General features: G+C 61.8%; 2 protein-coding genes (1 of these 2 cut by a window edge). Both read right to left on the bottom strand.

Going from position 1 to position 12,673, the window contains the following annotated elements; translation table 11 throughout:
- Window positions 1-3,179, bottom strand: the 5' end (the start) of a protein-coding gene (locus RYC18_RS26215; protein ID WP_316887037.1) for a non-ribosomal peptide synthetase. The gene continues 14,608 nt to the left of window position 1, outside the view; only the first 3,179 of its 17,787 coding nucleotides appear in the window; it begins with the start codon at window positions 3,177-3,179; its stop codon lies off the left edge, out of view.
- Complete coding sequence (locus tag RYC18_RS26210) at window positions 3,176-12,673, bottom strand: non-ribosomal peptide synthetase (RefSeq protein WP_316887036.1); 9,498 nt, start codon at window positions 12,671-12,673, stop codon at window positions 3,176-3,178. Before RYC18_RS26210 ends, RYC18_RS26215 begins: the two co-directional genes overlap by 4 nt.

Genomic DNA, 12,673 nt, shown 5'->3' with positions numbered 1-12,673 from the left:
TGAGCCAGTGCGTTCTCCAGATCACCTTGCGGTGCCTGGTATTCCCCGGTTGACAGCGCATCGCGGTCGGGGACTGGCAATGCACGGCGGTCGACCTTGCCGTTGGCCGTCAGTGGCCAGCTTTCCAGTCGTACCAATGCGCCGGGCACCATATAACCCGGCAGGCGGGCCAGCAGCGCGGTACGCAATTGCTCTACTGTGGTGGTGGGAGCGTCTGCACGTTCAGTGAAGTAACCCACCAGGCGCGGTTGCCCTGGCTCATCTTCGCGAGCCAGGACCAGCGCTTCCTCGATACCTGGCAATTGGCCGAGCTGGCTTTCTATTTCACCCAGTTCAATGCGCGCGCCACGAATCTTCACTTGGTCGTCGTTACGGCCCAGGTACTCCAGCGTGCCATCTGCGTTCCAGCGTGCCAGGTCGCCGGTGCGGTACATGCGCGCCTGTGGTTGTCCGGAGAAAGGGTCGCGCAGAAAGCGTTCAGCAGTCAGTTGCGGCTGATTCAGGTAACCGCGAGCGACACTGTCGCCGCCAATGTACAGCTCGCCTGCCACACCCAGCGGGACCAGTTGCTGGCGGTTATCCAGCAAATAAACCGAGGTATTGGCGATGGGCTTGCCGATGTCCAGGCTGCCATTGGGGAACAGGCGGCCTGAGGTGGCGACCACGGTGGTCTCGGTCGGGCCGTAGTTGTTGATCACTGCGAAGCCTGGATCACGATGGAACTGGCGCAGACGGTCGCCGCCGATCAGCAGCGTGCGCAGGGTCGGGTGACGCAGGTTGCGACTGAAGGCGTACTCGGCAACAGGCGTAGGTAGAAATGCGACCTGCAACGGTTGGGTCAACCACCAGTCAAGCAGCGCATCGAGCTGTTCATTGCCGATCTCTGCAGGCGGCAGGTGCAATGTCGCCCCGGCGCACAAGGCTGGCCAGACTTCCCAGGCCATGGCGTCGAAACCAAAACCCGCCACACTGGCGGTGTGACTGCCCGCGCGCAGATCGAAGGCGGCGCGGTGCCAGTCGACCAGATTATTCAGCGTCCGGTGCTCGACCATCACGCCCTTGGGCTGACCGGTCGAGCCCGAGGTGTAGATCACGTAGGCGAGATGAGTCGAATTGAGCCCGTCGATGTGCGGGTTGCCTGGCTGTTGCGGCCAGTTCGCCAGGTCGAGGTCGATCAGCGGTGCTTCCAGCCCTTGCAACCCTGAAACCCCGTTGAGGCGTTCCACAAATGCCTGTTGCGTCAACACCGCAACCGGTGCGCTGTCAGTCAGCAAATAAGCGATACGCTCATCCGGATGCGCCGGGTCAACCGGTACGTAGCCCGCCCCGGCCTTGAGCACGGCCAGCAAGCCGACCAGCGTCTCGAGGCTGCGTCGTGCAACCACGGCAACACGATCGTCGGGCTGTACGCCGATGCCGATCAAGTGCTGGGCGAGCGCATTGGCGTGCGCGTTCAGCTCGCTGTAACTGAGGCATTGCTCGCCCACTTGCGCGGCGATCGCGTCAGGCTGTTGCTCTGCCAGGTGTTCGATGCGCTGGTGAATCGTCAGTCGGCGTTCATAGTCGGCCTGCCGATCATTGAAGCCGAGCAGAAGCTGCGCTCGCTCGCTGGCGGGCACGATATCAAGCTGATCGACGGGCATCTGCGGAGTCTGCTCCAGCGCATCGAGCACACTTTCCATGGTCCATTGCATGTAAGCGCAAATGCTTTGCGCACTGATACCTGCGGTAGTTTGTGCAGTAAAGCCAAACGCTTCGCCCAGGTCATCGACGCTCAGTACCAGCGGGTAGTTGCTGCGCTCCTGAGCATGCAGCACCTCAATGCCCTGCCATGTTTCACCGGAAGCCTGCGCTGGTGAACTGTGGCGATAGTTGAGCAAGGCGTTGAACAACGGCGTCGGCGCTTGCACCCCGCTGCAACGCTGGGCCAGTGCCAGTGGTGCGTGTTCGTGGCGCATCAGTGCGGTCAGGCGCTGGTGAGTTGCCCGTACTGCGGCTTGCACGCCTTGATCGTCCAGATCGAGACGCAGCGGCAAGGTGTTGATGAAGATGCCCAGCGCTCGCTCCGTGGCCTCGGCACCCAGCAGGCGCCCCATCAGCACAGTGCCGAAGACAACCCGTGATTGTCCGGCAAGGCCTGCCAGCACCCGTGCCCAGCCCAGGTGAAACAGGCTGGCGACGCTTACTCCCAGGCTCCGCGCCTGAGCGCGCAAGCGCTGGCACAGAAGCAGATCAAGCGTGACACTGTGCTCTTCGAGCTCATCGGCGTCACCGCTCAAATCCTGCAGGCTGTACGCCAGGGTCGGTTCGTCGAGGTCGCCGAGCATGTCACGGAAGAACGCTTCATGCTGTTCTTCGCTGACGCCCAGCAACGCCTGGCCGACATAGTTGCGGAACGGTACCGGTACACCCAGCAGCCCGGCCTGCCCCGACAGGCACGCCTGTATTTCATGACGCACCACTTCCAGCGCACTGTGGTCCATGGCGATATGGTGGAACAGCAGCGTAGCCTGCACCCCCTGACTTTGCGCCGGCTCATGGCAGACCAGACGCATCAGCGGTGCCTGGCCCAGCAACATGGTCATGCCTTCGGCGCTCGGCGAGGTATCGACCTTGAGTTCAGCGTGACGCCAGACCACTTGCACCGGGGTTTCCAGACCGTTCCAGTGCACTGAGGTGCGCAGAATGTCATGCCGGTTGATGACGGTTTGCAGCGCCTGGGCGAATGCCTTCAGACGCGCCTGATCAGAAAAGGCGAATTGCACCTGCATCACATACGGGTCGCCCTGAGTGGCGGTAACGTGATGGTACAAAATGCCTTGCTGCAGCGGAGCCAGCGGGTAGATGTCCTGCACATTGGCGGCACCTCCCGGTATTGCGTCCAGCAACTGGTCGATGGTTGCCTGATCAAGCTCCACCAGCGTCAGCATCTGCGCAGTGATTTGCTCGCAGCCCTGAGGGATTCCATTGGCGGGCAACGTCAGTGCGCCGCGTTTGCTGTTCTGGTAGTCGCCTTGTTCGATGAGTTCTATCAGCGCCGGCTTGTGCTCGCGCAGGTGCTCCAGCAGACCGTTTTCGGTCAATGCACGGCGGTTGCCCTGCACAACCAGTTGTCCGTCCTTGACCGTCAGGTGAATAGCGTGAGCTTTGAGTGCCGCCAATAGTTCGTTGATGCTCACAGTATTATCTCCATGCTCTCTGTGATGGCTGCATAGCCTGCCAGCGTAGGTTGTTCGAACAGCGCCCGGACATCGGCCTCGATGCCTTCCTGGCGCAGGCGCGCAGTCAGGTTCACCGCCAGCAGCGAGTGCCCGCCCAGTTCGAAAAAGTTGTCGTGTCGTCCGACTTGCCCGACTCCGAGCAGCTCGCTCCAGAGTCTGGCGAGCAAGGCTTCGGTTTCGCCTTGCGGTGCCTCATAAGGGCGGGTCAGTAGCGCATCGCCGCCGGACGCAGGCAGAGCCTTGCGGTCCAGCTTGCCGTTGGGGCTCAGCGGCATGGCGTCCAGGTGCACAAACAGTGCAGGCACCATGTAATCCGGCAGCTGCGCACGCAGCACCTCACGCAGTGTCTCGACCGGCAGCGGCGTGCCGGTGTAATAGGCCACCAGCCGCTGGCCGCCCGGCTGCTCGTCGCGAACCAGCACGACGGCCTGTTCAATCCCCGGATGACGGGTCAGGCAGGCTTGAATATCGCCAGGCTCGATACGCAGCCCGTGGATTTTCACCTGATCGTCATTGCGGCCGAGGAACTCGAGGTTGCCATCCGCCCGCTGACGCACCAGATCGCCACTGCGGTACAGCCGGTCGCCCGCCACGAAGGGGCTGTCGATAAAGCGTTCGGCGTCAGCTTGCGGCAGGTTCAGGTAACCACGGGTTACTCCGACACCACCGATATGCAACTGACCGATAACACCCAAGGGCACAGGCTGGTCATAGGCATCGAGTACATACAATCGCGTGTTGCTGATCGGGCAACCGATAGGCAAAGCACTTTCCGGCACGGCTTGGTCGGGTTCCAGTGTCCAGACACTGCAATCCACCGTGGTTTCGGTCGGACCATAAACGTTGTGCAGGCGTGCCTGCGGCAGTTGCTTGCGTAACTGCTCGGCCAGGGCGATGGTCAGCTCGCCACCGCCGCAGACGATGTCGGTCAGGCTGAGGCACTGGCTGCTTTGCGGCAGGTCGAGAAACTGCTGCAACAGCACCGGAACAAACTGCACCACGCTGACCTGACGTTCCTGAATCAACTGCGCCAGATACGCAGGATCGCGCTGGCCGTCAGGGCGGGCCAGCACCAGCGGGATACCGCTGCTCAACGGCCAGAAAATCTCCCAGACCGAGGCATCAAAGCTGATCGGCGTCTTTTGCAGCAATATACTGGCCGCTGTGGGTGGGCACAGTCGCGAACTCCACTGCACCAGATTGCTGACGTTACGATGCTCGACCATCACCCCTTTGGGCGTGCCGGTGGAGCCCGAGGTGTAAATCACATACGCCAGATGATTCGGCATCAGGCCGGGGACACGCGGGTTATCACCGCGCTGCATGTCCCAGGTCGAGCTGTCCAGGTCGACCCGCAGGGTGTGTTCATCGTCGAGCAGATTGCGCGTGCCTGCATGCACCAGCAAAGCCACCGGCGCACTGTCCTTGACCATGTATTGCAGGCGCTCGCGCGGGTAGCCCGGGTCAAGCGGCACGTACGCGCCACCGGCCTTGAGAATGGCCAACAGGCCAACGACCATCGACAGGCCGCGCTCGACACAGATCGCTACGCGATCATCGGGCCGCACACCCAGATCGATCAGGTGATGGGCCAGACAGTTGGCCTGTTCGTTGAGCTGTCGATAGCTCAGCTGCGAACGCCCGGCGCGCAGGGCAACAGCCTGCGGCGTGCGCACTGCCTGCGCCTCGAACAACCCTTGCAGGGTTTGTTGAAGATCGTGATGAACCGTCGTAGCGTTGAAGTCCACCAGCGAACGCTGGCGCTCGTCGGCGTTCATCACAGAAAGATGCTGCACAGGCAGATCCGGCTGGCATTCAAGCGCGTCAACGATGCCTGTCAACGCCTGTTGCACATAACCACAGATACGTTGCGCACCCACCTGAGGTGGCACGGTGACACTCAGGCGCAGGCTATCGCCCAGGTCATCGACGTTGAGGCTCAACGGATAGTTGGTGTGCTTCTCGCTTGCCAGAATTTCCAGACCGCGCCACGCATCGAGCTGCGCATCCTGACGGGCCTGGCCTGCGGCGTGTCTGTAGTTGAGAATCGCACTGAACAATGGCAAGGGCGCGGCCACCCCGCTCCAGCGCTGGGCCTGAGCCAGAGACGCATGTTCGTGACCGAGCAGCGCCGCAAGCCGGGCGTGAGTAGCGCGTGCACTTTCACGTATACCAACGTTACCCAGATCAATTCGCAGTGGCAGTGTGTTGATGAACATGCCCATGCCGCGGTCGGCACCCGCACCGCCCTGCAAACGACCCAGCAGGACAGTGCCGAATACCACCCGGTCAGTGCCGGTGGCCGCAGCCAGAACGCGCGCCCATGCCAGGTGAAGCAGGCTGGCGACACTGACCCCAAGTTGCCGAGCCTGGACGCGCAGGCTTTGCAGCAGCGCATCGGGCAGCACCTGCTGCGCGTGCTCGATGGAGCTGCCGTCACCCTGCACGTCGCGCAGGTCGAATGGCAGCGTCGGCGCGTCGATATCGCCCAGTTGCTCGCGGAAGTAAGCTTCGTGCTCCGCTTCGCTGACACCCAGACGCGCCTGCGCCACATAGTTGCGATAAGGCACGGCGGGCTGCATTGGACCAGACTCGCCGCGCAGGTGGGCGAGCATTTCCTCACGCATGACCTCAAGCGCAGTGGCGTCCACCACGATGTGATGGAACATCAGCGTTGCAGACAGGCCAGAACCCGTTGCGTCCGGGCAATAGGCCAGACGCATCAGCGGCGCACAGCTCAAGTTCAAGCGTGCCGAGCCTGCGGGCGCATCGATTTGCGCTAGCGATACACGCTCGACAAGCAGATCAGCTTGGCGCCAGACGACCTGTTGTGGCGTGTCGAGTCCTTCCCAGACGATTGCAGTGCGCAGGCTGTCATGCCGGGCAATGACCTTGCGCAGCGCGTCGGCCACCGCCGCCAGGCGCTCCGGGCTGTCGACGTTGATGCGCAATTGCAGCAAGTACGGGTCGCCCTGCTCGGCGGTCAGGTGATGATAAAGAATCCCTTCCTGCAACGGTGCCAGCGGGTAGATCTCCTGCACGTTGGCCGCGCCGCCAGGCACCGTGGCGACGATACGCTCGATGGTCGTCTGATCGAGCTGTGTCAGGCTGAGCAGATCCGGCGTGATGTGCGTGCAACCGGCTGGAACGCGGTTGGCAGGCGCAGAAATTTCACGGCCTTTGCCTACCGATGTGGCCAGAGCGGCAACGGTCGGTTGGCCGAGCAACACCCGTACATCGACGCTGAGGCCCGCATTGCGCAGGCGCTCGACCAGGCTGACCGCCAACAGCGAATGACCGCCCAGTTCAAAGAAGTTGTCGTGCCGTCCGACTTTCTCCAGACCCAGCACCTGCGCCCAGAGACCGGCCATGATGGTCTCTGTTTCGCCTCGGGGTGCCTCGTAGGCCTGCCCGCTCAGTTCTTCCAGTTCAGGGTCCGGCAAGGCACGGCGATCCAGCTTGCCATGACTGGTCAAGGGCAGCGTGTCCAGGCGTGTAAAGGCCAGCGGCACCATGTGCGCGGGGAGGCGCGCGCGCAGCGCTTCACGCAGGACATCGGGGGTGACGGGTGAGTTTTCGGTAAACCAGGCCAGCAAACGTTCGCCGCGCACCAGCACCACGGCATCCTGGACCTGCGCCTGACTGGCCAGGGTCGCCTCGATTTCGCCAAGTTCGATACGCATGCCGCGAATTTTCACCTGATCATCGTTGCGCCCCAGGTAATCCAGACTGCCATCGGCGTTCCAGCGCACCAGGTCGCCGCTGCGATACATACGTGCCTGCGCCTGGTCGCTGAACGGGTCGGCAATAAAACGCTCTTCGGTCATCTGCGGCCGGTTCAGATAGCCCCGTGCAACACCTGCGCCGCCGATGTACAGCTCACCGATGACACCCACCGGTACGGGCTGTAACTGCCCGTCCAGTACGTAAACACGGGTATTGGCAATCGGACCTCCGATATGCAGCGAGCCACCCGGTTTTACTACGCCAGAGGTGGCCACCACGGTGGTTTCGGTCGGGCCATAGTTGTTGATCACGGCGAAACCCGGGTCGCGGTCAAACTGACGCAAACGGTCGCCGCCGATCAGCAGCGTGCGCAAAGTCGGATGCTGACGAGGGCGTCTGAATGCTTGTTCAGCCACCGGAGTCGGCAGGAAACTGACCTGAAGTGGCTGCTCCAGCCACCAGTCAAGCAGCTCATCCACGTGTTCGTTGCCGACCTGTGCCGGTGGCAGATGCAGCACGGCACCGGCACACAATGCGGGCCACACTTCCCAGGCCATGGCGTCAAACCCGAAACCCGCCACGCTCGCCGTATGACTGCCAGCCTGCAGATCAAACGCCTGGCAATGCCAGTGCACGAGATTGACCAGCGTGCAGTGTTCAACCATGACGCCTTTGGGCTGGCCGGTTGAACCGGAGGTGTAGATGACGTAAGCCAGATTATGCTCATCAAAGCCCGCTACCGACGGGTTGCTGGCGCACGCCTCAAGCCAGTTAATCTGCTCTATGTTCAACTGCGTTGCATCGCCCGCCAGATCGCGCGTCGAATCTTCGGTCAGGACCACGCGAGGTGCGCTGTCCTCCAGCAGGTAAGCAATGCGCTCTGCCGGGTAGACCGGATCTACCGGCACGTAGGCAGCTCCGGCCTTGAGCACCGCCAGCATGGCGACCAGCCGCTGCGGGCCACGGTGCAGACACAATGCGACTCGCTCATCTGCTGTGACACCCAGACCAATCAGATGGTGAGCCAGGTGATTGGCACGCTCGTTCAGCTGCGCGTAGGTCAGAACGTTAACGCCCTGAATCACCGCAGGACTGTCGGGTCGACTGGCTGCCTGCGCTTCGATCAGCGCATTCACCGTGCAGTGCTGCACAAAGCCCTGTTCATTGTTGTTGAAATCGAGCAGCAAATGGCTGCGCTCTTCGGCGTCGAGAATCGAAACGTTTTCCAGCTTCAGTGGCCGCGCCTCTTCCAGCGTCTCCAGCAGATGCGTCAGCGTGTTGAGCACCCAGCCAGCGATGCGCTCGGCGCCCATGCCTTGCAGCGCCAAGACATGCAGGTCGAAGCCTTCACCCAGATCGTCCACGCTGAGCGTCAACGGGTAGTTGCTGCGCACATCGCCGCCGAGCACCCGCACGCCTTGCCAGAGACCTTCACCGTCCTGCGGCTTTACGTCAGCGCTGTGGCGGTAATTGAGCAGTGCACTGAACAGCGGCGAACCTGATGCAACGGCACTGCAGCCTTGAGCGAGCACCAGCGAAGCCTGTTCGTGAGCGATCAGTGCAGACAGCTTCGAATGGACGGCTTTGACGGCCGCCCGAGTGGTCAGCGCCGTATCGACCCGCAGTGGCAGGGTATTGATGAATACGCCGAGCGCCTGATCAGCCCCCTCACCGCTCATGCGCCCCAACAATACGGTGCCGAACACCACGTCCCGACGGTTGGCCAGCACCCCGAGGACCCGCGCCCAGGCAAGATGCATCAGGCTTGCCGCGCTCACACCGAGTTGCCGCGCCTGTTCGCGCAGTCGCAGGGCCAGGGCGTGGTCAAGTGACCGTCGATCCTCCTCTATGCCACTGCCGTCGGCACGCACGTCCTGTATGCCAAACGGCAAGGTCGGTTCTTCGACATCACCAAGCATTTCGCTGAAAAATGCGCTGTGACCGGCCTCATCGCTGGCCAGCCGCACTTGCGCTACATAGTTACGATAAGGCACCGGCGTCCTTAGGTCAGAACGCTGACCGAACAGCAACGCCTGCATCTCGCGGCTGACAATTTCCATCGCGGTGTTATCAAGAACCAGATGATGGAACAGCAAAATGGCGACTGTTTCTCCGCTTGCCGGTTCATGGGCATGCATCAGACGCATCAACGGTGCCTGTGACAGGTCCAGTCGATGGTGACGGGCGTCAAAGCGCCGTTGCAGGCGGTCGATGATCGCCGTTTCTGCCTCGTCGGCATCGAACTCGATAGCCTGTACGGTCAGTTCAGCGTTGCGCCAGACCACCTGTTGCGGGCTTTCCAGCCCCTCCCAGGCCACTGAGGTGCGCAGAATGTCGTGCCGGTCGATAACGTGCTGCAACGCATCGGCCCACGCGCACAGGCGCTGCGGCGTGTCGAACGCCAGACGCCATTGCAACAGGTACGGATCGCCCTGCCCGGCGGTCAGATGATGGTAAAGAATGCCTTCCTGCAACGGTGCCAGCGGGTAGATTTCCTGCACGTTGGCAGCACCGCCCGGCACGCTGGCGACAATACGATCAATGGCCGATTGTTCAAGCGAGACCAGGCTCAACATCTGCGGTGTGATCCGGGCACACCCTGGCGGGATAAGGTTTGCAGGTGCCTTGAATGCCTGAGCATCTTGCTGATAAGCGGCCAGAGCAGCCAGTGTCGGCTGGCTGAGCAGCGCATGCACATCTGCCATCAGCCCCGCCTTGCGCAGTTGCTCGACCAGGTTCACGGCCAGCAAGGAATGACCGCCCAATTCGAAGAAGTTATCGTGTCGCCCTACCCGCTCCACACCCAGGACTTGCGCCCAGATGGCCGCCATGGCGATCTCCACCTCGCTCTTAGGTGCCTCATAGGCTTGCCCCAGCAGGTACGCCGGGTCCGGGTCAGGCAACGCGCGACGGTCAAGCTTGCCGTTGGCCGTCAGCGGCAGTGAAGCCAGACGCGTGAACGCGCGCGGCACCATGTAACCCGGCAGTCGCGCCCGCATCGCAGGGCTCAGTGCGTCGGTGTCGACCGCAGACGTTTCAGTGAACCAGGCCAGCAGCTGCAAGTCGCGAACCAGTACCACCGCATCCTTGACACCCTCCAGGCTGGCCAGCATCGCCTCGATTTCTCCTAGCTCGATGCGTATGCCGCGAATCTTCACCTGATCATCGTTGCGCCCCAGATAATCCAGGGTTCCGTCGGCGTTCCAGCGCACCAGGTCACCGCTGCGGTACATACGCGCTTGTTCGACATCGCTGAACGGGTCGACGACAAACCGCTCTTCGGTCAACTGCGGCTGGTTCAGGTAACCGCGCGCAACGCCTGCGCCACCGATGTAAAGCTCACCGGGAACGCCCACGGGCATTGGCTGCAACTGCTCATCGAGCACGTAAACCCGTGTGTTGGCGATGGGGCCGCCGATGTGCAGCGAGCCATTGGCCAATATCTGGCCAGAGGTGGCGACTACCGTCGTTTCGGTCGGTCCATAATTGTTGACCACCGCATAACGGCGGTTATGAACAAATTGACGAAGGCGGTCGCCGCCGATCAGCAGCGTGCGCAGGGTCGGATGTTCTTCGTCCTGGCTGAAGGCGTACTCAGCCACTGGAGTCGGAAGGAAGCTGACGTCCAGCGGCTGGGCACGCCACCAGTTCAGCATCGCTTCAATGTCCTCCCCGCTGTCCTGAACCGGGGCCAGGTGCAGGGTTGCGCCAGCGCACAGGGTCGGCCAGACCTCCCAGGCCATTGCATCGAAGCCGAATCCGGCCAAGCTGGACGTATGACTGCCCGCCTTCACATCGAACGCACTGCAATGCCAGTCAACCAGATTGGCCAGCGTACGATGCTCCACCATCACGCCCTTCGGCTGACCGGTGGAGCCCGACGTGTAGATCACGTAAACCAGATTGTCACTGCTCAGCCCCGCCACCTGCGGATTGTTGTCAGCCCCCTGGCTGTCTGCGCAGTGGTCCAGCTCGATCAGGGGCATTGCCAAAGCAGGCAGACGGTCGTTCAACGTTGATAGCGTCAGCACCACCACCGGCGCACTGTCGCTGAGCAGGTAATGCAAACGTTCGCGTGGGTGTGACGGGTCGATGGGCACATAGGCAGCCCCAGCCTTGAGGACCGCCAACAGCCCGACCAGGGTCTCCAGGCTACGGCGGGAAACGATGGCAACCCGGTCGTCAGGCCGTACGCCCTGGTAGATGAGGCGCTGGGCCAGCGCATTGGCCTGCCGGTTGAGTTGCGCGTAGGTCAGGTGCTGCCCCTGATAAACCGCTGCCACCGCATATGGGCGGATTCGTGCCTGTTGCTCGATGCGTCGATGAATCAATTGCTCGTCGGCAGCAGTTTTTTCAGTCTGGTTCCAGGCCTGTATCTGCAATTGCTCGGTTGGCGCTGAAATGTGGAAGTCCTGAAGCTTGAGCGTCGGGCTTTCAAGGCCCTGCTCCAGTATGTGCAGCAGACGCCCGGCGATGGCCTGGGCTTCGGTATCTTCGATCCAGGCGCGATGGTGGACCAGATGCAGCGCCGCATCGTCGTTGTAGCTGTTGGTGCGCAAGTGGATGGCCAGCGGCGTCGCCTCATAGCCATTGGAGACTTTTACCGTGTGTGCCTCAGCTTCGCCGTAGCAGTAATCGTGGTCTTCCAGCTCGTAGGACACCGAGACTTCGAACAACTGCGCGCGCTCCTCGCGGGATAACTCCAGGCTGCGATTGAGCTCGCTCAGGGGGAAACGTTGATGACGGAAGTCACGTTTCAGCGCGTCACGAACCTCGACCACCAGAGCACCGAAGTCCAGCCCGTTGGCGAAGGCCATGCGCACCGCACTGACCTGGGCGAAGTGGCCCAGGGTGGCCTTGAAGCGCGCGCCGTTGCGGTTGAGTAACGGCAAGCCCACAATCCATTCGTCGCGTTGCGCCGTGCGCGTGAAATAGACATGCAGAACCGCCAGCAAGACATGAAACGCCGACGCATTGTGGCGCTCGGCAAATTGCTTCATGCGCACATGCAATGCCTGGGGAAGTGCCTGCACCCAGGCATGGGACGGCGCCGGATCTGTCGCACGACGGTTGTGATAGCGCGATACCAGCAACGGTCCCGGCAGTTCACGGTATTTTTCCAGCCAATAGGCCTTGTCCAGCGAATAGCGCTTCGACGCTTGGTACTGCGCGTCGTCGGCAATGAAGGCTCGGTAACCTGGCGCACTGAGTTCAAGGCATTCACCTGCCATCAATGCGCTGTAAAGCTCGCCAAGGGACTTGAACAACTGGCCGAAGCCCCAACCATCAAGAATAAGATGGTGGGCCTGGCCCACCAGCCAGTGTTGATCCTGGGCAAGACGGATCAGGCGGAAATCGAGCAGTGGGCTGCCATCCAGTGCGTATGGACGCCGCATGTGGTCATTGACCAGCGCTTGCGCTGCACGGGTCGGCTCGGGGTGATCACTGAAGTCGTGTAACGGTAGGGTCAGCGGCATGACAGCAGCGTATGACTGAAGCGGCAAGCCATCCGCCCCTGCTCCCGGCATCAGCACTGTACGCAAGCTTTCGTGAGCGGCAACCAGTTGTTCCAGCGCTCGATGCAGATTCGCCGGGTCAACCGGCCCGGTCAGTTGCAGGTAGCCGCCGATGTTGTAAAGCGGAGAATCGCCACGGCTGATCTGGTCAAGCCAGATATCACGCTGAGCAGCGGTCAGAGGGAAAGTTTCAGCGGCTGGGGCAAACAT

It is taken from the genome of Pseudomonas syringae group sp. 247E2 (assembly GCF_032587795.1).
Taxonomy (GTDB): domain Bacteria; phylum Pseudomonadota; class Gammaproteobacteria; order Pseudomonadales; family Pseudomonadaceae; genus Aquipseudomonas; species Aquipseudomonas amygdali.
This window is presented reverse-complemented; position numbering and strand designations above follow the sequence as displayed.